26 protein-coding genes and 2 pseudogenes are annotated in these 24,399 nt (G+C 72.3%); 13 read left to right on the forward strand and 15 right to left on the reverse strand.

The window, feature by feature from the left end; translation table 11 throughout:
* Positions 1-159: 159 nt before the first annotated feature.
* The 7 genes and pseudogenes from KME75_RS16100 to KME75_RS16125 all read right to left on the reverse strand — a co-directional run.
* Positions 160-372, reverse strand: coding sequence for a hypothetical protein (locus tag KME75_RS16100; protein ID WP_219415636.1), 213 nt, complete (start codon positions 370-372; stop codon positions 160-162).
* Positions 373-430: 58 nt separating this feature from the next.
* Positions 431-1,474 carry a M12 family metallopeptidase gene (locus KME75_RS16105; protein WP_219415637.1) on the reverse strand — a complete coding sequence of 348 codons (1,044 nt, stop codon included), beginning with the start codon at positions 1,472-1,474 and terminating at the stop codon, positions 431-433.
* A gap of 60 nt (positions 1,475-1,534) precedes the next feature.
* Complete coding sequence (locus KME75_RS16110; RefSeq protein WP_219415638.1) at positions 1,535-1,888, reverse strand: YbaY family lipoprotein; 354 nt, start codon at positions 1,886-1,888, stop codon at positions 1,535-1,537.
* Between the two features lie 145 nt (positions 1,889-2,033).
* A complete protein-coding gene (locus KME75_RS16115) occupies positions 2,034-3,212 on the reverse strand; it encodes a DmpA family aminopeptidase (RefSeq protein ID WP_219415639.1) in 1,179 nt (392 codons plus the stop codon).
* 8 nt (positions 3,213-3,220) lie between these two features.
* The gene (locus KME75_RS16120; protein WP_219415640.1) at positions 3,221-4,660 is read right to left on the reverse strand and encodes an APC family permease; all 1,440 of its coding nucleotides are present in this window, start codon (positions 4,658-4,660) and stop codon (positions 3,221-3,223) included.
* 157 nt (positions 4,661-4,817) lie between these two features.
* Positions 4,818-4,961, reverse strand: a complete 144-nt coding sequence (locus KME75_RS43210) for a helix-turn-helix domain-containing protein (RefSeq protein WP_308282817.1) — start codon at positions 4,959-4,961, stop codon at positions 4,818-4,820.
* 277 nt (positions 4,962-5,238) lie between these two features.
* Positions 5,239-6,579, reverse strand: a pseudogene (locus KME75_RS16125) (PucR family transcriptional regulator ligand-binding domain-containing protein); the annotation flags it as partial.
* Here KME75_RS16125 and KME75_RS16130 point away from each other — a divergent pair.
* Positions 6,569-8,062 (forward strand): CoA-acylating methylmalonate-semialdehyde dehydrogenase, encoded by a 1,494-nt coding sequence (locus tag KME75_RS16130; protein WP_219415642.1) that lies wholly within the window; start codon positions 6,569-6,571, stop codon positions 8,060-8,062. The pseudogene KME75_RS16125 and the gene KME75_RS16130 overlap by 11 nt on opposite strands.
* A 13-nt stretch (positions 8,063-8,075) precedes the next feature.
* On the forward strand, positions 8,076-9,464 hold the full coding sequence (locus KME75_RS16135) for an aspartate aminotransferase family protein (protein ID WP_219415643.1): 1,389 nt from the start codon (positions 8,076-8,078) through the stop codon (positions 9,462-9,464).
* 40 nt (positions 9,465-9,504) lie between these two features.
* On the opposite strand, the gene KME75_RS16140 is transcribed toward KME75_RS16135, so the two are convergent.
* The gene (locus KME75_RS16140; protein ID WP_308282818.1) at positions 9,505-10,131 is read right to left on the reverse strand and encodes a TetR/AcrR family transcriptional regulator; all 627 of its coding nucleotides are present in this window, start codon (positions 10,129-10,131) and stop codon (positions 9,505-9,507) included.
* Positions 10,132-10,300: 169 nt separating this feature from the next.
* On the opposite strand from KME75_RS16140, the pseudogene KME75_RS45920 reads away from it, so the two are divergent.
* The 6 genes and pseudogenes from KME75_RS45920 to KME75_RS16170 all read left to right on the forward strand — a co-directional run.
* Positions 10,301-10,567, forward strand: a pseudogene (locus KME75_RS45920) (FAD-dependent oxidoreductase); the annotation flags it as partial.
* Positions 10,568-10,593: 26 nt separating this feature from the next.
* On the forward strand, positions 10,594-11,748 hold the full coding sequence (locus tag KME75_RS16150; RefSeq protein ID WP_308282819.1) for a flavin monoamine oxidase family protein: 1,155 nt from the start codon (positions 10,594-10,596) through the stop codon (positions 11,746-11,748).
* Complete coding sequence (locus KME75_RS16155) at positions 11,745-12,143, forward strand: hypothetical protein (RefSeq protein ID WP_219415647.1); 399 nt, start codon at positions 11,745-11,747, stop codon at positions 12,141-12,143. Before KME75_RS16150 ends, KME75_RS16155 begins: the two co-directional genes overlap by 4 nt.
* Positions 12,140-12,595 carry a nuclear transport factor 2 family protein gene (locus KME75_RS16160; protein WP_219415648.1) on the forward strand — a complete coding sequence of 152 codons (456 nt, stop codon included), beginning with the start codon at positions 12,140-12,142 and terminating at the stop codon, positions 12,593-12,595. Before KME75_RS16155 ends, KME75_RS16160 begins: the two co-directional genes overlap by 4 nt.
* Positions 12,592-13,068, forward strand: coding sequence for a nuclear transport factor 2 family protein (locus KME75_RS16165; protein ID WP_219415649.1), 477 nt, complete (start codon positions 12,592-12,594; stop codon positions 13,066-13,068). The genes KME75_RS16160 and KME75_RS16165 overlap by 4 nt, the downstream gene beginning before the upstream one ends.
* On the forward strand, positions 13,065-13,961 hold the full coding sequence (locus tag KME75_RS16170) for an alpha/beta fold hydrolase (protein ID WP_219415650.1): 897 nt from the start codon (positions 13,065-13,067) through the stop codon (positions 13,959-13,961). Before KME75_RS16165 ends, KME75_RS16170 begins: the two co-directional genes overlap by 4 nt.
* Before the next feature lie 109 nt (positions 13,962-14,070).
* Here KME75_RS16170 and KME75_RS44985 read toward each other — a convergent pair whose 3' ends face one another.
* Complete coding sequence (locus KME75_RS44985) at positions 14,071-14,454, reverse strand: FAD-dependent monooxygenase (protein ID WP_219415651.1); 384 nt, start codon at positions 14,452-14,454, stop codon at positions 14,071-14,073.
* A 247-nt stretch (positions 14,455-14,701) separates the two neighbouring features.
* Between KME75_RS44985 and KME75_RS16180 the strand changes: the two genes are divergently transcribed.
* From KME75_RS16180 to KME75_RS16190, 3 genes are all read left to right on the forward strand, one after another.
* Positions 14,702-15,661 carry a hypothetical protein gene (locus tag KME75_RS16180; RefSeq protein ID WP_219415671.1) on the forward strand — a complete coding sequence of 320 codons (960 nt, stop codon included), beginning with the start codon at positions 14,702-14,704 and terminating at the stop codon, positions 15,659-15,661.
* Positions 15,662-15,684: 23 nt separating this feature from the next.
* A complete protein-coding gene (locus KME75_RS16185) occupies positions 15,685-16,302 on the forward strand; it encodes a hypothetical protein (protein WP_219415652.1) in 618 nt (205 codons plus the stop codon).
* An 82-nt stretch (positions 16,303-16,384) separates the two neighbouring features.
* Positions 16,385-17,023 carry an HD domain-containing protein gene (locus KME75_RS16190; RefSeq protein ID WP_219415653.1) on the forward strand — a complete coding sequence of 213 codons (639 nt, stop codon included), beginning with the start codon at positions 16,385-16,387 and terminating at the stop codon, positions 17,021-17,023.
* Positions 17,024-17,151: 128 nt separating this feature from the next.
* Here KME75_RS16190 and KME75_RS45925 read toward each other — a convergent pair whose 3' ends face one another.
* Positions 17,152-17,625 carry a LysR substrate-binding domain-containing protein gene (locus KME75_RS45925; protein ID WP_372452607.1) on the reverse strand — a complete coding sequence of 158 codons (474 nt, stop codon included), beginning with the start codon at positions 17,623-17,625 and terminating at the stop codon, positions 17,152-17,154.
* 72 nt (positions 17,626-17,697) lie between these two features.
* Here KME75_RS45925 and KME75_RS45930 point away from each other — a divergent pair, with 72 nt between their 5' ends.
* Both KME75_RS45930 and KME75_RS44990 read left to right on the forward strand, forming a co-directional pair.
* Positions 17,698-19,137, forward strand: coding sequence for a thioredoxin family protein (locus KME75_RS45930; RefSeq protein ID WP_308282821.1), 1,440 nt, complete (start codon positions 17,698-17,700; stop codon positions 19,135-19,137).
* Entirely contained in the window at positions 19,134-19,646 is a 513-nt protein-coding gene (locus tag KME75_RS44990) for a UGSC family (seleno)protein (RefSeq protein ID WP_504739512.1), read from the forward strand. Before KME75_RS45930 ends, KME75_RS44990 begins: the two co-directional genes overlap by 4 nt.
* Positions 19,647-19,775: 129 nt before the next feature.
* On the opposite strand, the gene KME75_RS16215 is transcribed toward KME75_RS44990, so the two are convergent.
* The 5 genes from KME75_RS16215 to KME75_RS16235 form a co-directional block, all read right to left on the reverse strand.
* Positions 19,776-20,978: an NAD(P)/FAD-dependent oxidoreductase gene (locus tag KME75_RS16215; protein WP_219415658.1), complete on the reverse strand. Its 1,203-nt coding sequence runs from the start codon at positions 20,976-20,978 to the stop codon at positions 19,776-19,778.
* Between the two features lie 27 nt (positions 20,979-21,005).
* Positions 21,006-21,227: a ferredoxin gene (locus tag KME75_RS16220; protein WP_219415659.1), complete on the reverse strand. Its 222-nt coding sequence runs from the start codon at positions 21,225-21,227 to the stop codon at positions 21,006-21,008.
* A 99-nt stretch (positions 21,228-21,326) separates the two neighbouring features.
* Positions 21,327-21,956 (reverse strand): helix-turn-helix domain-containing protein, encoded by a 630-nt coding sequence (locus KME75_RS16225; RefSeq protein ID WP_219415660.1) that lies wholly within the window; start codon positions 21,954-21,956, stop codon positions 21,327-21,329.
* A gap of 59 nt (positions 21,957-22,015) precedes the next feature.
* Complete coding sequence (locus tag KME75_RS16230) at positions 22,016-23,053, reverse strand: Rieske 2Fe-2S domain-containing protein (protein WP_219415661.1); 1,038 nt, start codon at positions 23,051-23,053, stop codon at positions 22,016-22,018.
* A 124-nt stretch (positions 23,054-23,177) separates the two neighbouring features.
* Positions 23,178-24,278, reverse strand: coding sequence for an MBL fold metallo-hydrolase (locus KME75_RS16235; RefSeq protein ID WP_219415662.1), 1,101 nt, complete (start codon positions 24,276-24,278; stop codon positions 23,178-23,180).
* Positions 24,279-24,399 lie beyond the last annotated feature (121 nt).

Below are 24,399 nucleotides of genomic sequence, written 5' to 3' on the forward strand. Positions count from 1 at the left end.
GAGCGGCATCGGCGCGTCACCGCCTGCCGTCGAGGCCGTCGAGGCCGCCGCGGCGGTGGCGGCCGCCGCGTCGCCCGGAGTACCGATGTTGATGGTGATGTGGGAAGTCACGGGCTTTCCTCCTCGGACGGGGCGGCGCGCATCCGGCGCGCCGGGCGGTCACACGTAGACCGCGGTGATCTGGCTCGAGCCGTCCAGCTCGACGTACGCCTGCTTGCCGTTGGCCTTGGCCGCGACGAGCATCGCGAACACGTTGGTCACCCCGTCGGCCGCGTTCGGCGCGATCTTCCGCCAGGCGTTGCCGTTGGCGAGGTGTGCCCACGCGTTCTGTCCGTGGTGGGTGGCGTAGACCTGGTTGACGACCGTCCACATGAGATTCCTCCGGGTGTCCCTCTCCGCGGCCCGGCATGGCCGCGATCGAATGAATGGCTCAGGCCGACTGCACGTAGAAGGCGGTCCAGCCGTCGGCGAAGACGTGGACGCGGTGGCCCTTGGCCCTGGCCTCCACGCAGGCCAGGAACATGTTCGTGACCCCGTCGGCCGAATCCGCGTGCAACCGGCGCCATCCCAGGCCGGACAGGTGAGCCCAGGCGTTGCGCGAGTGGTGGGTCGCGTAGACCTGGTCGACGGTGACGTTGTAGTGCCAGGTCTGGTAGATGGCGTGCACCGTGGCGATGTCGCTCGCGCTCAGCCCGTCCCGCTGCCCGATCACCGCGCCGGACTGCTTCGGCTCGATGGTCGGCTGGTCGTTCTTCGAGAACGCGAACCGCCCGTAATGCATGATCGAGCCGTAGTCGTAGGCGCCGAAGTCGTCGCCGTCGGACACGTGCTGGTTGAAGTTGTGCTCTCTCCCGGCGCTGATGTTGGCCCAGTTGATCGTGATGTAGGTGCCGCGGTCCGCGCGTGACTGCTCGTGCCACAGCCCCCACGCGTGGCCGAACTCGTGGATGGTCGCTCCCAGGCCGCAGCCGGTGGCGAGGCCGATCTCCTGCCTGCCGCCCCGCATGCCCACCTGGGACCAGCAGCCGTCGGAGGGGATCACCTCGACCCAGTTGGGGTACTGGGCGGCGTTCGACGCCGTGCGGAGGACGAACCGCATGTTGGTCCGTGACTGCCAGTGCGCGATCGCATCCGTCACGCGAGCCTGGTTCGGCAGTGCCGAACCGATCGCGTACGGCATGAGGGCGCCCGGCCACCGGTACTGCGCCCCGGTGATGAAGACGCCACGCTCGGGCTGGTCGACGTCGTGTGCTCCCGAGTCCACCGCGGCGGCCCGCCGGCTCATCTGGTCGACGGTCCCGAGCACGATGTCGCCCTCGAAGACCGCCCGGTCACCCACGACCGCGTACTGCACGAGCTTGTTCCGGAAGGTCAGGCCCGAGACGTACCCGCTGCGGACATCGGTGCTGGTGAGCATCCCCCCGGTGTCACGTCGGGTGTTCTCGCTGGTGTCGATGCCGGATTCCTCGGGCACGGCTCATCACCTTCCTTCGTCTCCTGCTGTGGTCCTCCGGTCCGGGCGCCCGGAAGCGGTTCACCGCACGGCTTGCACGGGGACGTGCAGCGGTTCCCGGCTGCCGTGGACCGACACCGGAACGGTCTGCACAGTCACGTAGTCACCGGCGGTCACCTCACCGCTGCCGGTCAGGTCCACATGCACGGCGACGGCGTAGGAGGCCCGGGGGTCGAGCCGGGCGTCGTCCACCTCGAACACGAACGGCAGGCGGAGGGGTGAGTCCCCCGGGAACCGCACGTCGTCGAGCGTCACCTCGGCGACCGTGGTGGCCACCGCGTCGGCGCGGCTCACGTCCTGCAGCCGGACGTGAGCCGTCGCCGCCGCGGCCCCCCCGGGCACGTCGGCGATGTGCACCTCCCCCTCGATCCGCACGTGCCCCGCCCCCTCCGATCACCCGTGCACGCAACTGTGCACGGGCGTCGTCACTGCGGCGTCACCGTGCTGTCACCGGAAGCTGCTGCCGGGCACGCCGCGGCCGATGGTCGGCCCGTCGGGCCGGCTCCCGTGATCGCAGCTCTCATCCCGGCAGGTCCTCCGTCGGCTTGCGCACCCCGGCGGCGTCCAGGAGCGCTACCAGGTCGGCGTGCGGGAGGCCAGGGGAGCGGTGCCCGTCGCGGCCGGTCATCGGCTCGGCCGCGACGACGGCGTTGAGCACCGCCTCCTCGACCGCGTGGACGACGGCCTCGTAGAACGGGTCCATCCGGCCCCACGGGACGAACCGGAGGCTCTCGTAGTCGTCGTCGGTGGCCGGTGCGAGCGGGAAGAGGCTCGTGAGCGCGCCGGTGTTGGCGGTGGAGAACGCCAGGAAGATGTCGCCGGAGAAGTGCGAGCCGGTCGTGCCCGTGCGGGCGAGGCCGAGCGGCACCCTGCGGGCCAGGGCGGTGCACTGCCCTGGCAGCAGCGGGGCGTCGGTGGCGACGACGACGATCACCGATCCTGCGCCCGGCGGGGCGAACCAGTCGGTGTCGGCGAGCGGGTTGTCCGCCGCGAGGGCGCGCCCGACCGGCACGCCCGCGACGGTCAGCTCGGCCCGTGAGCCGAAGTTGGCCTGGACGAACGCGCCGACGGTGTACGTCGCCGTGCCGTGCCCGACGACGCGGGACGCGGTGCCGCTGCCGCCCTTGAACTCGTAGCAGTTCATCCCGGTCCCGCCGCCGACGGCGCCCTCGGCCACCGGGCCGGGCGCGGCGCCGTCGATCGCCGCGACGGCGTGGGCCGGCTGCACGTGGGAGCCGTTGATGTCGTTGAGGTAGCCGTCCCAGGTCTCGGCGACGACGGGCAGGAGCCACTGCCGGGCGTGCTCGGGCGCGTGGGCGACGACCCAGTCGATCACGCCGCGGTGGCACGGTCCGACGGCGTGCGTGTTCGTGATGACGACCGGCAGCGCCAGCGACCCGGTCTCCTGCAGCCACGCGGTGCCGGTCATCTCGCCGTTGCCGTTGAGCGAGTACCAGCCCGCGGCGCAGGGGACGCCGACCCCCGCCCGGCCGCGCGGCAGCAGTGCCGTCACGCCCGTCCGGACGGGACCGGACCCGACGCGCAGCGGACCCTCGCCCGAGACCAGCGTCGTGTAGCCGACCTCGACGCCGGGCACGTCGGTGATCGCGTTCACCGGTCCGGTCCCGCCGGGGAACGGGATGCCGAGGCCGCGTGCGCGGGGGCGGCCGGTCGGGGAGGTGGTGCGGGGATCGGCCATCGCGGCCCTCACCCCTGCGCCGCGTCGGAGAGCCGCCACCCGCCGCGCCGGCGCAGGACCGCGACGTAGTACAGGCCCGACACCGCGAGGACCACGACGGCCGCCACGATGCTGGGCCTGCCGAACTCGGGGTCGGCCGCCGTCTGGTACAGCACGTAGGCCAGCGCGCCGAGCACGACGATCGGCGGGAGCGGGAACAGCGGCATGCGGTACGCCGCGTGCGCGGTGCTCCCGTTGCGCCTCCCGGCGATCGCCGCCACGCACAGCGCCCCGTACAGGACAGCGAGGCTGGTCCCGGTGGCGACCAGCAGCAGGGTCAGGTCGAGGAAGCAGCAGGCGGTGGCCAGGACACCGGCGGTGAGGGTGGCGACCCACGGCGTCCCGAACCGCGGGTGGATGGTGGCGAGCGCCCGGCTGACCGGGCCGGGCCAGGTGCTGTCCCGGCCGGTGCTGAACAGGAGCCGGGCGCTGAGCAGCATGATCGCGATGACGGCGTTCACGATCGCGACGGCGATCGCGAGGCTGATGACGGTGTTGAGCGTCTCGCCGCCGCGGCTGACGACGAACTGCCCGATCATGTTCTCCGAGCCCAGCAGCGCCTCGAGGTCCGCCGCGCCCATGAGCACCGCGGTCACCGGGACGATCTCGGCGACCACCGTGATCCCGAGCGACCAGAGGATGATCACGGCGAGCTTGCGGTGGGCGTCGCGGGTCTCTTCACCGAAGTAGACCGCCGAGCCGTAGCCGTTGTAGGCGAAGATCGCGATCGCCGTGGCCGCGATGATCAGCCCGATCGAGGCGGGTGCCAGTCCGGACCCCGGGTCGAGCACCTGGGGGGACAGGAGCAGGTCGGTGAGCGGCCGCTCGACGTGGACGAACCCGAGCACGGTGACCACGACGAGTGCGACCATCTCGATGGCGAGGAAGACCCCGGTCACCAGCGCGTTCACCTTGATGTCGAGCACCGCGAGGAGCGCGGCCGCGACCACCGTGACCGCGGCGACCACGGCGGCGTCCAGCCCGTCGAACAGGACGCCGAGGTAGGTCCCGACGCCGAGCGCGATCACGGCGAGGATGAGCAGGTTGCTGACCAGCACGAGGCCGAGCGTCAGGAAGCCCGCTCCCTTGCCGAGCGTCCGCGCCGTGATCGCGTACTCGCCGCCGGTCAGCGGGAACGCCGAGGACAGCTCGGCGTAGACGAACGCCATGAACACGCCGATCACCGCGGCCGCCAGGAAGCTCCACACCGCGCCGGTACCGGCCTGCGCGAGCACCCCGGGCGCGATGATGAACACCGAGCTGGCCGGGGTGACGGCCGAGAGCACGATGAAGATCGTGCCCAGCACCTTCAACCCCCTGTGGAGGACCGGCCGCCCCTCCGGCGTGCCCGGCGAGCCAGTGCCGCGCACGGCCGGGTCGCCGCTCAACTCGCTGGATCCTGACGACATCGTGCCTCCGGTCCGTCGACGTGTGGTGCCGCGACTGTGGCAGTCACCACACCCGCCGGGCTACCGACACACTGTCAAGGCTTCGCCGGGACCGGCGACACTGTGACGCGACACTGTGACGCGTCGCTCGACTCGTCGCCCGCACCCGTCGCCCCGCTCACGGACGAATTCGTTCGGCCTGGTCATAGGCCACGACCGCGACCCACAGCGCTCGCCGTACCTCCGGATCGGTCACGTCCGCGCCGAGGACGGCATCGAGCCGCTTGAGACGTCCGTAGACGGCCGGCCTGCTGAGGTGCACGGCGCGCGAGCTCGGCGGTGTTCCCGTCGGCCTCGAGGTGGGCGCGCAGCAGATCCATCAACCCGGTGCGGCGCTCGGCGTCGTGCGCGAGCAGGGGCCGCAGGGTGGTCTCGGTGAACGCGGCGAGGCGGGGATCGTCGCGGAACCACCAGAGCAGTCCGCGGACGCCGAGGTCGGCGCTGCGGTGGACGGCCCGCGCCGTGCGCCCGGTCGCCGCGACGTCGGCGACGTGCGACGCCTCCTCCAACGCGGCGGGCAGGCGGGCGAGCCGGCTCACCGGCACCGCCGCCCCGATCACGATCCCCGCCGGTGCGTGGGCACGGGCCCGGAGTCCGTCCGCCAGCGCGCTCACCGCCTCCGGCTCCCGCGACTCTCCGGCGCACGGCAGGACCACGGCGATCCGCCCCGGGGCGACCACCCCGGTGAGGGCCGACCGGCCCTGCGCCTGCGCCGTCGCCGCTGCGGCGTCGGCGACCGCGCGCTCGGTCTCCGCCGAGTACGTGCCGTCGCCCTGGGGCGGGAGCGCCACGACGAGGACGGCGTAGGCCCGCCCGGTCCCGAGCCCGAGCGCCCGCATGCGTGAGCGCAGCGCCGACTCGTCGGCCGGTCGCCCGGCGAGCAGCTCCTGCAGCAGGCCGCCCTGTGCCTCGCGCGTGATGTCGAAACCGTCGCCGCGCACCAGCCGGCCGATCGCGATCGCTTCCGCCGCGCGCTCCAGGACCATGGCGAGCTGCTCGTCGTCGCCGGCATGGCGCAGCGGGACCACGAGGCGCCCCCACCGGCGCCGCCGCGGGCCGACGGGCGCGCACGTCCACTGCTCGGGGCCGACGACCGCCGTGTGCGCGGTCGTCGGAGCGAGCCGGGACCGGGCCTCCCAGTCGCGCAGCAGCTCCGCGGCAGGCGCCGGACCGGAGAACGCCACCGCGTGGTGGGCCAGGTCCTCGAGAACGACCGGCTGCCCGGCGAGCTCGCCCGCCCGCGCGAGGACGTCACCGACCGGGGGGCTCTCGATCCCCAGCGTGTCGAAGGCGTCGTGCACCCGCTGGGCGAAGCGCAGGCGCTCGTACTGGGCGTTGAGGATCCGGCTGTGGACGACCTCGGTGATCTCGACGAACCGCACCGTGCGCCGGAACTCCACCAGGGGGAGGCCGCGCCTGCGGGCGCTGCGGACGACGGACTCGGGCAGCTCGGCGAGGTGGCTGCCGAGCTCGACGCACAGGGCGGCGGCGCCCGCATCGCACAGGGACCGGACGTAGGCGTCGATGTCCGCCCGCGCGTCGGCGACGACGATCCCGGTCGACAGCAGCAGCTCGTCGCCGGTGAGGGTGCCGGCGACGTCGGGGATCTCGCTCACGTGCACCCACCGGACCGGCCGGTCGAGCCGGTCGGCGCCGACCCGGACCCGGGGTGCGCCCTTTTGCACCGGGGGCAGCGCAAGCACCTCGGCGAGCGTCGGATACATGCGGCCGGAGGCTACTGCGGGCAGCGCCGCGACACATCGTCGGCGATCCGGGGCAACGAGCGGCACTGTGTCACTGGTCGGGAGGTCATCGGGCCGCCGAGCATCGATCGGGACGACGACGATCGGCACGGCCAGCGGAGGACAGATGGCGGACATGGTGGGGCACTGGATCGACGGCGTTGAGGTGCCCGGCGGCTCCGGCGTGGCGGCGGACGTGTTCGACCCGGCGACCGGAGCGGTGACGCGCACGGTCGCGCTGGCCTCGCCCGCGGACGTCGGGGCGGCGGTGGCCTCCGCCTCGGCCGCGTTGCCGGGGTGGCGGGACACGTCCCTGGCCCGGCGCACGCAGGTCCTGTTCCGGTTCCGCGAGCTGCTCGACGCCGGCAGGCAGGAGCTCGCCGAGATCATCACCGCCGAGCACGGCAAGGTGGTCTCCGACGCCCTCGGCGAGGTGGCGCGCGGGCTGGAGGTCGTGGAGTTCGCCTGCGGGATCGCGCATCTGCTCAAGGGCGGGCACACCGAGAACGCGTCCATGCGGGTCGACGTGCACTCGCTGCGCCAGCCCCTCGGCGTGGTCGCGGTGATCAGCCCGTTCAACTTCCCCGCGATGGTGCCCCTGTGGTTCGTCCCCGTGGCGATCGCGGCGGGCAACGCCGTGGTGCTGAAGCCCAGTGAGAAGGTCCCGTCGGCGGCCCTGTTCCTCGCCCGGCTCTGGCAGGCGGCGGGCCTTCCCGACGGCGTGTTCACGGTCGTGCAGGGCGACCGCACGGCCGTCGACGCGCTGCTGGACAGCCCGCCGGTCAAGGCGGTGTCGTTCGTCGGTTCGACTCCGGTGGCGCGGCACGTGCACCGGCGAGCGAGCGCGAACGGCAAGCGGGTGCAGGCGCTGGGCGGGGCGAAGAACCACATGGTCGTGCTGCCCGACGCGGACCTCGACCTCGCCGCGGACGCCGCGGTGAACGCCGGCTTCGGCTCGGCGGGGGAGCGGTGCATGGCCGTCAGCGCGCTGGTCGCGGTCGGGCCCGTCGCCGACGACCTCGTCGCGCGGATCGCGCACCGCACCGCGACGCTGCGCACCGGGGACGGACGCCGCGGCTGCGACATGGGACCGCTCGTCACCGCCGCCCACCGGGACCGCGTCGCCGGCTACGTGGCCGCGGGCGAGGCGGCGGGCGCCAGGGTGGTCGTGGACGGGCGCGAGGTCCGCCCCGACGCCGACGGGGCTGGCTTCTTCCTCGGCCCGACGGTGCTCGACCACGTCACTACGGACATGTCCGTCTACACGGACGAGATCTTCGGCCCGGTGCTGTCCGTGCTCCGCGTCGACTCGTTCGCCGAGGCCGTCGCGCTGGTGAACGCCAACCCGTACGGCAACGGCACCGCGCTGTTCACCCGCGACGGGGCCGCGGCCAGGGCGTTCGAGAACGAGGTGGAGGCCGGCATGGTCGGGATCAACGTCGCGATCCCGGTGCCGGTGTCCTACTACTCCTTCGGGGGCTGGAAGGACTCCCTGTTCGGTGACACCCACGCGCACGGCACGGAAGGGGTGCACTTCTTCACCCGCGGCAAGGTCGTCACGACGCGGTGGAGCGCCTCCGACGCCGCCGGCCTCGAGCTCGGCTTCCCGCAGAACGTCTGAGAGGACATCTCCGATGACCACCACCGACAGGCGGCCCGCCGACCTCCCGGGCGGCCACCCGAGCCCCGCCGCTGCGCAGCACCTCTGGGGCCACTTCACGCGCCTCGGCGCCGGAACCGCACCGCCGGTCATCGTGCGCGGCGAGGGGGTGCACATCGTCGACCAGCGGGGCAGGCGGATCCTCGACGGGCTGTCCGGGCTGTTCGTCGTGCAGGTCGGCCACGGACGCCGAGAGCTCGCCGAGGTCGCCGCGGCACAGGCGGCCGAGCTGGCCTACTTCCCGGTGTGGGGCTACGCCACGCCGCCCGCGCTGGAGCTGGCGGAGCGGCTCGCCCACCTCGCGCCCGGGCAACTCGACCGCGTCTTCTTCACCACGGGCGGCGGGGAGGCGATCGAGACCGCGTGGAAGGTCGCCAAGCAGCACTTCAAGCTCCGGGGCAAGCCGCTCAAGCACAAGGTGATCAGCCGCGCCGTCGCCTACCACGGCACGCCGCAGGGCGCGCTCGCGATCACGGGGCTCCCGGCGATGAAGCAGCAGTTCGAGCCGCTCACCCCGGGCGGTTTCCGGGTGCCGAACACCAACTCCTACCGCGTCCCTGCGCACGCGGACGACCCCGAGGCGTTCGGCCGCTGGGCGGCCGACCGCATCGAGGAGGCCATCCTCTTCGAGGGCCCGGACACCGTGGCAGCGGTCGTGCTCGAACCCGTGCAGAACTCGGGCGGCTGCTTCACGCCGCCACCGGGCTACTTCGCCCGGGTCCGGGAGATCTGCGACGGGCACGACGTGCTGCTCGTATCGGACGAGGTGATCTGCGCGTTCGGCCGCCACGGCACGACCTTCGCCTGCGAGAAGTTCGGCTACGAGCCCGACATCATCACGTGCGCGAAGGGCATGAGCTCCGGCTACGGCCCGATCGGCGCCATGATCGCGAACGAGCGCGTGGTCGAGCCGTTCCTGCGCCCCGGGGTCGTCTTCCCGCACGGCCACACGTTCGGCGGCCACCCGGTGTCCGCGGCGGTCGCCATGGCCAACCTCGACCTCATGGAGCGGGAACGGCTCAACGAGCGCGTCCTCGAGAACGAGTCGGCGTTCCGCGGCACGCTCGAGAGGCTGCTGGACCTCCCGATCGTCGGTGACGTCCGCGGGGACGGCTACTTCTGGGCGCTCGAGCTGGTCAAGGACCGGGCGACCAAGGAGACCTTCGACGCCGGCGAGCGCGAGCGGCTGATCCGCGGGTTCCTGCCGGGCGCGCTGCTCGACAACGGCCTGTACTGCCGCCCGGACGACCGCGGCGACCCCGTCATCCAGCTCGCCCCGCCGCTCATCAGCGGCCAGGCGGAGTTCGACGCGATCGAGCAGATCCTGCGGCAGACGCTCCTGGAGGCGATGGCGGTGCTGTGAGCCGTTCCCGCCGCAACCTGCTCGGCGCTTGTCGGGGGCTTCAGCGGGGGGCCTCGCGGCTGACGGAGCCCGGACTGCGCCGAGACCTGGGGAGCAGTCCGTTGGCGATCACGTCGGTGGCGGTGTTGAGCAGTCCGCGCAGCTGGGCTTCGTCGCGGCGAAGGGCGTCGGGGCGCCAGTGCAGGCTGATGATCCCGTTCCAGGCTGCCCACAGCACGGTGGCGACGTCCTCCGGGTCGACGGGAGTCAGGTCACCTGCCTCGATGGCGCGGCGGAGTGCGACGACCATGCGCTTGTTCTGTTCGTCGACGGAGTGGGCGAGTCGTTCGGCCAGCTCGTGGCCGGCCTGGTACTGCCCCGGGAGGCTGGGGAACGCCAGCATCCGGAAGTAGTCGGGATGGGCGAGGTAGAAGTCGAGGTAGGCGTCTGCGGCGGCGTAGAGCTGCTGGAGGGGCGGGCCCCCGCTGAGGTAGGCGCGGTCCATGTAGTCCCGGTCCACCTGCAGGGCGTTCTCGACGACCGCCGCATGCAGGCCGGCCTTGGATCCGAAGTGGTTGTAGAGGGACCCCACCGCGACCCCGGCGCGGGTGGCGATGTCGTCGACGGTCACGTCGTCGACCGCGTGCGCCCGGAAGAGCTCCTCGGCCGCACGCAGCAGCGCGTTCACGGTCCGCTGCTTGCGGGGGTCCATACGGCCTCTCTTGTAGTGATTGCAAGAACGTACCCGGCTTGCTACCTTACGCGCCATCGCTTCTTGTAACCGTTGCAAGGAATGTCGGGCGGGGGAGGGTCCCTGCGCTGCGAAGCAGGTGAACGCCCACGGTCCGGGCGGTGCGGTGGCGGCTCGGCCTGGATGTGCTGGTCTCCCGCAACCCACTCGACCGCGATCGGCGACCGGGAGGACCACGATGAGGACAGCGGCGACCGAGGTCGTGGTGGTCGGCGCCGGCATCTCCGGGTTGATCGCCGCCCGGCGGCTGGCCGAGGCCGGCCATCGGGTCACGGTGCTGGAGGCCCGGGAGCGGGTGGGTGGCCGCACCCGGGGCGCCGAGCTCGGCGACGGCCGGGTCGTCGAGCTGGGCGGCCAGTTCACCGGCCCCGGGCAGGACGCGGTCGCGCCGAGCTCGGCGTGCCGACGTTCCCGACCCACATCACGGGCACGCACCTGCTGCGGTTGGGCGGCCGGACCCGACGCTGGCACGGGGCGCTCCCGCCGCTCGGCGCCGCGGCGTCCGTGGCGTTCGCCGGGGCGGGGTGGCGGCTCGACCGGATGGCGCGCGCGGTTTCGCCCGAGGCGCCCTGGCTCGCCCCACGGGCGGCGGTGTGGGACGGCGAGACGCTCGCCGGCTGGGCCCGCCGCAACGTGTCCTCGGCGCGGGCCCGCGCGCTGCTGGCCACGGTGGTGCGTGCGGTGTGGTCGGTGGAACCGGGGGACGTCTCGCTGCTGCACGTCCTCGCGTGCATCCGGGCGGCGGGCGGCCTGCAGCGGCTGACCGGGACGCGCGGTGGCGCGCAGCAGGACCGTTTCGTCGGCGGCTCGCACCGCATCGCCGAACTGCTCGCCGAGCGACTTCCCGAGCCGCCTCTGCTCGGGCGTCCGGTACGGCGGATCGCCCAGGACGACGACCATGTCACCGTCCACGCCGACGGCGTCGTCGTCGAGGCGCACCGGGTGATCGTCGCGCTGCCGCCGATGCTGGCGAGCCGCATCGACTACCAGCCGGCGATGCCAGCAGGCCGCGCCCAGCTGCTGGCCCGTACGCCGCAGGGAACCACGCTGAAGTGCCTCGCCGTCTACGACACCCCGTTCTGGCGGCGGGCCGGCCTGTCCGGTCACGTCGTCAGCGACGAGGGGCCGGACAGCGCCACCTTCGACAACTCCCCGCCGGAGGGTTCTCCGGGCGTCCTGCTCGGGTTCGTCGTCGGCGCCCACGCGACCCGGCTGCTCATGCGCACCCCCGAGGAGCGTCGCCGCGCGGTGCTGCCGGCCTTCGGCAGCTGGTTCGGCGACGCCGCGACCACGCCGCGGACGTTCCTGGTCGGATCGTGGTCCGAGGACGAATGGACCCGCGGCTGCTACGCGGGCTACTTCGTGCCCGGTGCCTGGACGTCCTTCGGGCAGTGGCTGCGCACCCCGCACGGCCGCATCCACTGGGCCGGAACGGAGACGGCAAACCGCTGGATCGGTTTCATGGGCGGGGCGGTCACGGCAGGCGAACGGGCGGCCGACGAGGTCCACCGCGCCCTCGCGTCCGACGCCGCCCCGGTCGGGACGGCGCGATGACCGAGCACCGCTGGTGCTGGACGCTGTCCCTGCTCGGCGGCGGCTACCTCGTGCTGGCCGGCTGGGCCGCCGCGCACCCGCCGACGTTCACCACGGTCCTGGCGAACTTCGGGCCGGCGAACGACCACCTCGTCCGCGACTTCGCCGCCTGCGCCGCCACCTTCGGTCTCGGCCTCGTCGTCGCCGGGCGCCGGCCGCACTGGCGCACGCCCGCGCTCACGCTGTCCGCGCTCTGGAACGGCCTCCACGCACTGAGCCACATCCACGACGTCGCCGACGCGGAGCCGGCGATCGTCGGCCCGGTCGAAGCCGCGGTGCTGGTCGCCGTGACGGGGCTGTTCGCCTGGCTCACCCGGCTCAGCCTGACCGACGCAGCCTCGAAGGAGACCCGATGACGTCGCGCGACGCACCCGACCTGGCCCGCCTCGCCCAGCGCTACGGCGAGGCGTGGAACGCCCACGACCTCGACGCCGTCATGGCCATGCACACCGACGACACGGTGTTCCGCCTGCATCTGCTCGACGCTCCCGAGATCACCGGACGCACCGCGGTGCGCGACGGCTTCGCCGGTCTCCTCGCCCTCTGGCCCGACATCTTCTTCAGCACCGACGCGCTGGTCCTCGGCGGCGGGTTCTTCGTCCACCAGTACGTGATCACCGGCACCCTCGCCGCGCCCATGCCCTTCGGTGCCGCCCTCGCCCACCCCACCGGGACGGCCGTCCGGTTCGCCGGCGTCGACGTGATCACCGTTTGTGGTGAGCGCGTGCACCGCAAGGAGACCTACCTCGACACCGCGGGCGCCGCGGCCCGGCTCGGCCTGTTCGACGCCGTCGGCGCGGCGCGGTGAACACGACCACGAGCTGGTCGCAGGCGCACGACCGAGTGCTCGAGGGGTTCAGCGCGGGCTGGCGTCGACCGCATCCGCACGCCTGGGACGACGTCCTGGCCGAGGACGTCGTCTTCACCCAGCCGCTGCTGCGCCCCGGCACCGGACCCGCGCACTGGCACGAGGAGGCCCGCCGTCTGCTCGCGTTCGCGCCCGACCTGACCGGCGAGGTGCTGAGCTGGGCGGCGCGCGACGACGTCATGTTCATCGACCTCCGCCTGACCGCCACGGTCGGCGGGGCACCGGTGACCGTCCGCACGGTCGACCGGCTCCGCGTCACGCCGTCCGGCCGAATCGTCCGCCGCGACGCGTCCTTCGACTGGTGGCCGGTCGCCCGGGCCGTGCTCCTGCGCCCGAGCGCCTGGTGGCGGTGGTGGCGTTCCGGCGTGGGTCCGCTGATCGGCCGCCGACCGCTCCTGGGAGGTAGCCCATGACGACATCGGTTCCCGAGCACTGGCGAGACCCCCGGCTGGGCCCGACCCGCACCGTGCGACTGTCCGGCGGAACGGTCGAATACCACGACCGTGGCGACGGGCCCGTGCTGGTGTTCGTCCACGGCTACCTCGTCAACGCCAACATCTGGCGCGAGCTCGTCCCCCTGCTCGCCGACCGGTTCCGCTGCATCACGCCCGACTGGCCGCTGGGCTCACACCGCGTCCCCATGCACCGGGACGCCGACCTCTCACCGCTGGGCATCGCCCACGTGATCGCGGAGCTGCTCGACGCCCTCGAGCTCACCGACGTCACGTTGATCGGAAACGACTCCGGTGGCGCCTACGCCCAGCTCGCCGCCGCCGAACGCCCGGAACGGCTCGGCAGGCTCGTCCTCAACTCCTGCGAGACCCCCTGGTGCTCCTGGCCCCCGAGCCCCGGGGGATTCGGGCTGCTCAAGGCGGCCGCACAACACGCCGGCACGCACCGCGCGCTGTACCAGGTCCTGCGCCTCCCGTCGACGTGGCGATGGCGCAACACCTACGGCTGGTTGGCGAAGTATCCGATCGACACGACGGTGATGCGCAGCTACGTCCGTCCCGTCCTGCGCGATCCGGCCATCCGAGGCGACGGCCGCAAGGCGATCGCCGGCGTCTCCGCCAGTTACCTTCAGTCCATCTCCGACCGGCTCCGGCATTCCTTCTCCCGGCCCGTGCTGTGCGCGTGGGCCGCCGACGACCGCGTCTTCCCGGTCACCCACGCCCAGCGGTACGCGCGCTCCCTCGGAGCCGACCTTCGCACCATCGCCGACTCCTACACCTACACGGCCGAGGATCAACCCCGGCACACCGCCGAGGTGCTGAGTGGGTGGATCTCGTCGAGGTCGGCACCGTGACCCCTGGTCCGCCGGCTCGTCCGTCGGGACCACGCCGTCACGGTGCTCCCGGGAGCGGGACGGCACACACCGCCGGTCGGCGGCACACATGGCCGGCGCTGTGTGCGGCCTACCCGCGGCGTGTGTCGCCGAGGTAGGCCGGCGGCCCGGGCGGAAGAGCAGGGGCGTCGACGGTGGCCCGGTCGCCGGCGCGGGTTCCCGGGCGGCCCCGCCCGGTGGCGTAGGTGACCGCGAGCTCGGACAGGGTCTGCGCCATCGTGCGCCGCACCACGGGCAGGCGCCCGACCACGCCGAGCAGGGCGTTGCGGACGGTGCGGCGGGCCCGGCCGTGCAGGGTGGCGAGCGTGGTGAGCCGGTGGGCACGGACCACGTCCTGGGCGACCGGCCGCCGTTCGGCCTCGTAGGTGTCGAGCAGCTCGGCGTCCGCCCGCCCGTGGCACACCAAGGCGAGCTTCCAGGCCAGGTTGACGGCGTCCTGGATGCCGGTGTTCATGCCCTGGCCGCCGCCGAACCGGTGATCGCCGGACGAGCGGGCCCGGCGCGCATGGCCTGACCGCGTCCGGGCACGATACGTAAGCAGCCGGTCACCCGGATTCCCGATTTTCCCGCGATCGGGGCCGCGAGTAGTTTGACAGATCGCAATCGAGCGAATACGGAGCGCACTTGTCCGTGCAGCCACCGATGAAGGGGGGCGGCCGGTGAACGCCGAGGTGGCACGGGGTGACAACCTGATCAAGGAGATGTTCTGGACCCGGACTGGACTTCTGCTCCTCGTCCTCGTCGTGGTCGCGGGGTCGTCACTCGCCGTATCGACCGTTATGCCGGGCGGCACGCCGAAGAACCTCGTCGTCGCGCTCGGCACCGGGACGCTGATCGCCGCGGTCGTGGGGTTCGGGCAGACGGTGATCACCGCCACCGCCGCTCAGCGCGCGATGGTCACCCCGCTCATCGAGGAGAACCGGCGTGCGCTGCAGGAGTTGAGCGCCGAGTACCGCTCGCTCAACCGCGAATTCTTCCCCACCCACGTCTTCCAGCCGAGCGACGTCCCCGACCCGGCGTTCAACCAACTGCTGATGCAGGACCTACAGGGCAGCAGGCAGTACTTCTTCCGCGGGTTCTCCGCGCGCCACGCCGCGGCGCGCCTGCTGCTGTCCCGCGGGGAACGGGAGCTCCGAGCGGTGGTGGCCGACCCGACGGAGCGATCGGCGATCGGTGGCCGGGCCCGCTATCTGATCCGGCACGACGGGGTCGACGCCGACAGCGAGACGATCCAGGCCGAGCTGCACGACGAGATCTACATCGGGCTGGTCGGGCTCTACCTGGCGCGCAGCCACTGCAGCCGGATCGACATCACCATGATCGCCGATCCGCCGCTGGACCGGATCGAGATGTTCGACGACAGCGTGTGGGTCACGCTCTACAGTGACGCGGGCGCCACGGGTAGCCTGTATCCCCGCACGCTGCGGTTCTCCGAGGGCTCCTTCATCTACAACATGGAACGTGCCGAGTTCGGCCGGATCGGCAATTCCCGGCAGGCCCGTCACGTCCTGCTGGCCCCTGACACCTCGCGCCGCGACTTCCTGCTCCAGTTCGAGAACGTCACCGGATCGCGGCTGTCGGCGAGACAGTTCACCGAGCTGGAGGAGAAGTTCCGCCGCTTTCGTCACGAGTTCTGCACGCTGGCCGAGCTGGGGAGCTGAGACCTGTGTCGACCGATGAGGTCATGGACGAGCTGGCGGAGGAGTTGGCCGGGGTGCGTGTCGCATGTCCGCACCGGTGGCCTGCCCTCTTTCCCGCCTTCCGCACCTGGGCGGAGCAGCCGGATCTGCGGGAGAAGCTGCGCGATCACCTGCGGCGACTGCAGGGTAGCGACACCGCCGACCTGGGCAACCGGTCCCGGGAGACGACCACGCACTTCGCCTGGTGCGTCCGCGACCGCACCGGTGAACCCTTCTCGTTCTGGCTGCACGAGTACAAACCGCAGCGGGACTGGCGGCCGGGGTACGCCGACTCCGTGCACAACCATCGGTACCATTTCTGCACCACCTTGCTGCGCGGCGACTACCTGCACGAGCGCCACCACGTCGTCACGGATCCGGTCACCGGGCTCATCTCGGCCACGGAACTGGTCCGCAGCTCCACATGCACGACGGGCGATTCCGGCTACCTGCTCACCGGCGATTTCCACCGCATCCCGCGGGCGGCCGACGGAACGCTGACATTCCTGGTGAAATCCCGTCAGATCGCGCCGTGGAGCCTGTCCTACGATCCCGCGACGCACACCGGCCACCGGCACGTTCCCGTCGAGGAGCGGCTCGCCGAGTTCGTCCGGACCATGTGAGGCAGGGAGGCGCCCGGAGACACCGTGTAGTGCGACGGTCTAGGATCCACCAGCCAGTTCGTCGGCAGGGCTGGAGGGTGCGATGCATGCCGTCCCGATCGTTTCGGTCGACACTGTCGAACGACGTGTCCGGCAGCTCTGCGTGCGGTTCGCGGCGCGTCTGCCGTTCCACGGCTGGCATCACGTCAGCTTCGTCCGGTCGAAGGCCGTGGAGTTCGCCGAGGTGAACGGCGCCGACGTGGGCGTGGTGGAGGTGGCGGCGCTCGTCCACGACGTGAACTACCTGGTGCGACGCAACTCGCGGGCCGAGGACGGTGGCAACCTGCGCCGGGCGATCCTCGACGACGCCGGCATCGCCGCGGCCGTCGCCACGCGGATCGAAGGGATCATCGCCGAGGCCGAGATGTGCACGCGCCACCAACACATCTCCCTCGAGGCCCAGGCGCTGAGCGACGCCGACACCCTGTTCAAGGCGCTGCCGGTCACGCCGGTGGTGCTGGCGCACAAGTACCTCGCCGAGAACGGCGTCACGCTGCGCGAACTCGCCGACAAGATCATCGGAGAGCAGCACCCCGTGCACGACGAGGGCTTCTACTTCTACAACGCGAGCGCGGCCGCCACCTACTCGCGCTGGGCGAGCGCGAACCTGGAGCTGTGGCGCTGCATTCAGGAGTCCCTGGACGACCCCACCGTCGAGCGGTTGCTCGCCGCCGTCCCCTGACGCCTTGCGCGCCCGGCCCTGACGTGGCTCGCACAGACCCTCCCGGTCCCCGCACACATGGCCGTCCGTGTGTGCCGGGCCCCGGACGTGTGTGCGAGCCGGTCAGCTCTCGTGTCGGTCCCGGCGGGTCAGCCGTCGTGAGGCAGCCGACGCCGGGCGAAGCCGACGCCGCCCGTTGCGAGCAGCGCGGCCCCGCCCATCCGCAGGTCGGCGGCCATCGCGGCGAGCAGGTCGGACCGGTCGTGCGATGGATCCCACACGAGCGCGTGGCGCAGCCGGGGTGGATCCGCGGCGAGCGGCACCCAGCTGAGCCCGTCGCCGTCGCGCCGGTCCCAGTGCGGCCGCAGCGCCACGACGGCCCCGCCGTGCCGAAGTTCCGCGACCAGCAGCCCGTGCCGCGGCGGGCCCTTCCGCAGCCTGCCCGGCCGCCAGCCGGCCGCGCGGCACGCCGCGGGCACGGCGTCGTGGTAACCGGGCGCCAGCTCGCGGTCGAACCAGAGCAGGTCCTGCCCGTCCAGATCGCCCCAGGACACGGCCGGAACCCCCGCGAGGGGATGGCTGTCGGCCACGAGCACGCCCAGTGGCACGTCGCTCACGTGCACAGCGCGCAGGCGGCAACGCGCTGTCCGCCGTCGTGGTGGGCCTCCCGGCCGGCCGCGGGTTAGTCTGCGGTCGTGCGGCCCGCGACCGACCTCCCACGCGACGGCCTCGTCGCCGTCGTGAAGCAGGACTGCCCCACCTGCCGGCTGGTCGAGCCCGTGCTCGGCCGGCTCGACGGGGTGAGGGTGTACTCGCAGGACGATCCCGCGTTCCCCGCGTCGGTCGCGGGGGTCCGCGACGACACCGCGCTGGACGTGAGCCTCGCGCTGGACATCAGGACGGTGCCCACCCTGCTGCGGTTCGCCGACGGGAGCGAAGTCGGCCGCACCGAGGGCTGGCTGCGGTCCGCGTGGGAGGAGCTGTCCGGCGTGGCCGGGCTGGGGGAGGGGCTGCCCGACCACCGGCCGGGCTGCGGCTCCCGCACCGCGGATCCCGAGCTGGCCGACGAGCTGCTCGTACGCACCCGCGGGGACGCCCTGCGCTCGCGGCGGATCGAGCTCGCGCTCGAGGACGAGATCGAGGCCGCGTACGACCGCGGCTGGTCGGACGGGCTGCCGGTGGTTCCGCCGACGCCGGCGCGGGGCCTGCGGATGCTGGAGGGCACGTCGCACGCCCCCGACGAGGTGGTCGCCGTCGTCCCGCCGAACCTCGCCGAGGCCACCGTCGAGAAGGTGGCGGTGAACGCGGTGCTCGCCGGCTGCCGCCCGGAGTACCTGCCCGTCGTGCTCGCCGCGGTCGAGGCCGCGTGCACCGAGGAGTTCAACGCGCACGGCCTGCTCGCTACGACCTATGCCGCCGGCCCCGCGATCGTCGTCAACGGGCCGGTCGCACGGGAGATTGGGATGAACGCCCGCGGCAACGCGCTCGGCCAGGGCAACCGGGCGAACTCGACCATCGGCCGGGCGCTGCAGCTGGTGATCCGCAACGTCGGCGGCGGCCGGCCCGGCGAGGTCGACCGCGCCGCGCTGGGACATCCCGGCAAGGTCGGGTTCTGCTTCGCCGAGGACGAGGCGGGCTCGCCGTGGGAGCCGCTGTCGGTGGCCCGCGGGCTGGCGCCCGGCACCTCGGCGGTCACGGTGTTCGCCGCCGAGGGCCCGCGGCACATCGCCGACCAGATCTCGCGCACACCCGAGTCGCTGGTGCGCTCGCTGGCCGCCGGCCTGCGCGGTGTCTACCACCCGAAGGTGCCGATGGCGTTCGACGCAGCGCTGGTCGTCTGCCCCGAGCACGCCCACGTGTTCGCCGCCGCCGGCTGGGACCGGGCGCGGTTCGAGGCCGAGCTCGCCGACGCGCTGCTGCTCGACGCCGGCGAGCTCGAGCGCGGCGCGGGCGGCATCGAGGAGGGGATCCCGGCCGGCAAGGCTCGCGGCAGGGTGCCCAAGTTCCGACCCGGCGGGCTGCTGGTGGTGCACGCCGGCGGCGGTGCCGGGAAGTTCTCGACGGTGATCGGCGGCTGGGCCGGTGGCCCCGGCGGCAGCCAGCCCGTGACGAGGGAGGTCGACCGATGGCTGTGACCCTGCTGGACCCGACGCACGAGCAGGCGCCCCCCGAGCGGGCGCCGCTGCCGCGCCCGGCGTCGCTCGACGGCGCCCGGGTGGGGCTGCTCGACATCTCCAAACCGCGCGGCGACGTCTTCCTGGACCGCCTTCAGGAGCTGCTCGCCGAGCGCGGGCTGACGGTGCGCCGGTACGCGAAACCGACCTACACCAAGCCGATGCCGCCGGACCTGCGGCGGGAGATCGCCGCCGAGTGCGACGTGGTCATCGAGGCGCTCGCCGATTGAGGCTCGTGCACGTCGTGCAGTGTGCACGACCTCGTTGCCCTCGAAGGCCAGGGTGTGGTGACCGTCTACGTCGCGTCCAGCGAGTTCGTCGAGGGTGGTGCCGCGCAGGCGCGGGCGCTCGGCTACGCCGCGGTACCCGCCGTGCACGTGCCGCACCCGATCCAGGACCGCACCGACGACGAGATGCGTGCCCTGGCCGAGCGCGCCCTGGGTGAGATTCTGGCAGCGGTAGCCGGCTGACCTCCGCGGTCCGCCGGCCCCGATGTGCACGAAGGTGGGGAATGCGTTCTGCGCCTGGAGGTGCGTGTCCAGCGATTCCTCCCACCATCTCCGCGGCGGTTGTCGGTCGGGGCGGGGGTGCGCTCGGGGTCAGGCAGTGCGCGCCGCCCGAACGGCCTGGTCCCACGGAATCTGCTGTTCCACCAGCCGTCGGGCCTCGAAGAACCGGCGGGGCGAGTTGACTGCCAGGGCGCCGACGATCCGGCTCTGGGCGCGGTAGTAGGCGACGAAGCGCGCCTCGTCCTCGTTCCCGTCGACGATGTCGACCTGCTCGGCGTGCGGTGTGCCGACGAACTGGATCCGGACCCCGTACTGATCGGACCAGAAGTAGTTGGCACCGGTGAAGGAGGAGGCGTGGGACCGGTTCGCGAGCAGGTTGCGGGCCACGTGCACGCCCTGGTCGGCCGCATTGGTCCACTGCTCGCAGCGCATCCGTTCGCCGAACAACAGGTTGGGCCAGGACGCGACGTCGCCTGCGGCGTAGACCGCCGGGTGCCCGGCGTTGAGGGTCGAGTCGCAGAGAACGCCGTTCCCGGTCGGGACCCCACTGCCCCGCAACCAGTCGGTGTCGGGCGCGGCCCCGATGCCGACGACGAGCACGTCGGCGGGCAACAGGCGGCCGTCGGTGACGCGTACCCCCTCGACCCGTCGGTGACCGACCACCTCGCTGACCCGCGCACCGCAGATCAACCGCGTGCCGTGGTCGCGGTGCAGCCGGGCGCACGCCCGGCCCATCCGCTCACCGACCGCGCGGGCCAGCGGTGTCGGCCGCGCCTCGACGACGGTCGTGTCCAGGCCCAGGGCGCGGGCGCTCGAGGCCACCTCGGCACCGATGAACCCGGCCCCGACGACGACCACGCGGGGCCGGCGGGTCAGCGCGTTCCGCAGCGCCACGGCGTCGTCCAGCGTGCGGACCACGTGGACGCCCTCCCGGCCGGTCGCGGCAGGCAGCTGCTGCGCCGACGCCCCGGTGGCGATGATCAGGCCGTCGTACGGGATGGCCTCCTCGTCGGTCCGGATCACCTGCCGCTGCAGGTCGAGCCCGGTCGCGCGCTGCCCGAGCCGCAGCTCGACGCCGAGCTCGTCGAAATGGTCACGGGATCGGAAGGTTGCCTTCTCCGGAGCCATTGCGCCCGTGAGTACCTGCTTGGACAGCGGGGGCCGATCGTAGGGCAGGTCCTTCTCGTCGCCGATCAGGTAGAGGGCTCCCTGGTAACCCTCGCGGCGCAGGGCCTCGGTCGCGCGCAGCCCCGCGAGGCCGGTACCGACGACGACGATTCGCTTCAGGTGCATCTCGTTCCTCCGGCTCTCGGGTGGCGTTCAGCCGAAGACGTCGATCTCGCGATCGCCGTCGACGAGCCGGATGGCCAGGGTGGGGCAGCTGCTCGCGATGTCGAGCAGGGTGTCGTCGGGCAGCTCCGATGCCGTCGGGAGGACCTCGGCGACGCCCTGGGCGTCGAGTGCGAACCCCGTGTCGGCCATGGCGGCGCACAGCCCGGATCCGCAGCACAGCTCCTTCTCGATGTTGACGGTGTAGGACATTGCGGTAGCTCCGATCCAGTGGCGCCGGTCCCGCGGTCAGCGGGCGCGCCAGGTCGGGCCAGGGCTCGGCCCCGGCCGGAGAACAGTGGTGGTGGGCGTTCAGCGCGCCGCGGGATGCGTGGGTCCGCCGTCGCGTGACCCGTGGCCTTCCTCGTCGCCTGCTCGATCGATGACGAGCAGGACGCGGGCGTTCTGCTCACCGAGGACGTCCCAGCGGTGCGGGCGGGTGCCTTGGTAGTGGATGCAGTCGCTCTCGAACAGATCGACGCTCTCGTCGCCGAAGGTGATGCGCAGCGATCCGTGGATCACGATGAGGAACGCGTGGCCCTCGTGGGTGAACTCGCCGCCCAGGTCCTGGTGGGGCGCGACGTCGAAGAAGTCGTAGGCCTCGAACCGGCGACGGGTCCCGCCGACGAACCGGGCCAGGGCCGAGTCGGGGTCGTCCTCCCCGCCGACCCGGAAGACCCGGGCCTCGTCTTTCCGGACGACGGTGGCGCGGAGCTCGTCCGGCTCACCGAGCAGCGTCTGAGGGGTGACGTCCAGGGCGGCGGCGAGCCGGTAGAGCACCGAGATGCTCGGGGTGTTGCGGCCGTTCTCGACCATGCTCAGGAAGGGTTGGGAGACCCCGGACCGTTCGGCGAGCCGGCGCATCGTGAGCCCGGCTGCCCGGCGGGCCTGGCGGACGGCGCGGCCGATCGCCATCCGGTGTTCCTGGCTGAGCTCGTCCACGTGCCTCACCGTCGTCAGCCGCCAAGGGTCGGACCCGTGATTGTGCCCGAGGCGCCGAGTTACAGGCCCGGGGCCGCGTGATGACGCTCGATCAGCGTGCGTAGCGCCAGCCGGTACTGCACGGTGCCGCGGTCGGAACGCACATGCATCGAGTTCTCGACGTCCAGCGGCAGCTCCTTGGGGTGCTGGTGCTCGAGGATGGTCCGGTCCTCCTCGAAGATCGCGAGATCCCACGCGATGAGCTCCTCCACCCGCCGATGGTGGTCGAAGTTGCGGGCGAAGGAGAAGAGAACTTCACTGCTGGTCTCGGTCACCGGCCGGATGGCCAGCATGATGACGTGCCGCCCCTGGTCGTACTCGATGACCAGGCGTCCGCTGAAGGGCGGCTCCAGCTGGTAGAGCATCTCGCGCTGGACGTGGGCCGCGCCGGCCACGGACGACGTGTCCGGGTTGGCCGCCAGGTAGCTGTAGTGGAACGTCAATCCGGCGTCGTCCCGATGGACTTCGAACGGAGTGGCCTTCGGCATGGTGGTGTCGCCGAACGTGTCGGTGTGCACGAACGGGAAGTGCGACACGTCGAGGAAGTTCTCCAGCAGCCGGCCGGCCGAGGTGTCGATCGGGACCGGGTCGGCGTGGTAGAAGCGGTAGTCGGGATCATCGGCCTCGGGCCAGTCGGGGATCTCGGACAGCGGATCGTCGTCCAGCAGCACCCAGACGAGGTTGTGGCGGACCTCGCAGCGGTAGCTGCGCAGGTGAGCCTTCGGCGAGATCGGCGCGCCGGGGCCCTCCGTCGGGATGTCGACGCACCGGCCGGCGCCGTCGAACGTCCAACCGTGATAAGCACAGGTGATATTTCCGCCGTCGGTCACACCGTCGCACAGATCGGCGTTGCGGTGCGGGCAGTACCGCTGGGTCACGGTCACGCCGTCGGCGACGCGGCGGAGCATCAGGTGCTCGCCGAGCAGCTGAAGGCTGCTGGGCCGGTCGGTCACCTGGTCAGCGAAGGCCACCGGGTGCCAGCAGCGCCGGAGGACCTCGCGCGTGAGTGCGCGATGGGGTCGGGTGCCGGGAATGGCGGGGGTGTCGGTGACGGTCATGCTCGTCGCGCTCCGTCCGGTTGGGGGTGGGTTCCTGCACCAAAATATAAGTCCGGCTTATCTTCGGCGCAAGAGCTCCGCTCGATCCGGCCGGCCACGCCCCTCGTCGGTTCTGGCGGCCGGATCAGCCGTGGTCGAGCTCGACGTCCCCGCTGTCCAGCTCAGGAAGCCCGTGGGTGGAGGCCGGCGGCGCGACGGTGATCCGGTCGTCCACCTCGATGGTCATCCGGTCGACGCCCATGTGCAGCTCGCCGTCGTAGCCCGCTGCGCGAGTGCGCTCGAGGATGCGCCGGTCGCCGGCTTCCCCGTGCAGCCCCTTCTTGGCGATGTGGGAGTACACGGCGACCCGGGGGTTCGCCTCCAGGAACACGGCGGCCGCCTGCTCGGGCGTGGCGAGCTTCTCCTCCAGGAACTCCCACCTGCCCGACGCCGTGAGCTCGTCGCTGAAGGCGAGGACGTTGTGGATCAGTACGTCGACGCCTCGACCGTGTTCGACGACGTTCTCGTGGTAGATCGTGTCGCCGGACAGCAGTACGGACCTGCCCGCGTGGTCGACCCGGTACCCGAATGCGGGGTTGCCGTCTCGGTGTTCGACCGGGAAGGCGGTGACGACGACACCCGCGCGCTCGTAGACGACGCCGGGTTCGATCTGGGTGACGTCGATGTCGAGGTACTGGACCCGCAGCGTGTCGTTGGCTCGATGGTCGAGGTCGTGGGCGTACATCATGCGCATGCCGGCCACCATGTCCGCAGTGCCGTGCGGCCCCCAGAGCTGGAGGTTCTCCGTCCTGCCAAGGAGGAACCACGGGTTCAGCCAAAGGGTCGGCAGGCCTTCGTAGTGGTCGTTGTGCAGGTGCGTCAGGAAGATCTGCGTGACGTCCTTCGGGTTGATCCGGGACTCGTAGAGGTTCTGCGTCGCTCCCCGGCCGACGTCGAACAGCAGCCGCTGACCACCGGCGTCCACCAGGGTGGACATGCCCTGGCGGCCGGTCGACATCTCCGGACCGCCGGTACCGATCAGATGGACCGACATCGCGGGCGGCGGGGTCGTGACAGCGCGATCCGTGCCGGCCGCCGACGGGGATGGCGGCCGAGCGCAGGCGGTGGCCGCCGGCAGCGCCAACGCCGCGGCAGCGGTGGCGCCCGCAGCGAGCAGGCCCCGCCTGCTCAGGCCGGTCGAGCGCGAGACGTCGTCGCATTCCGGTGAGCGTGGGACGGAGTTCATGGACGTCCTCCTGAGGGTTCGGCCTCCGAACGTCGCGTTGACGCGGAGGCGGTTCTCGTCCTCCTCTCCACTCCGAGCACCGCGCTCCGTGTCCGGCAGCGGACGGACGCGGCGGACGGGG

Origin of the sequence: Pseudonocardia nigra, from assembly GCF_019396355.1 — a bacterium.
GTDB classification, from domain to species: domain Bacteria; phylum Actinomycetota; class Actinomycetes; order Mycobacteriales; family Pseudonocardiaceae; genus Pseudonocardia; species Pseudonocardia nigra.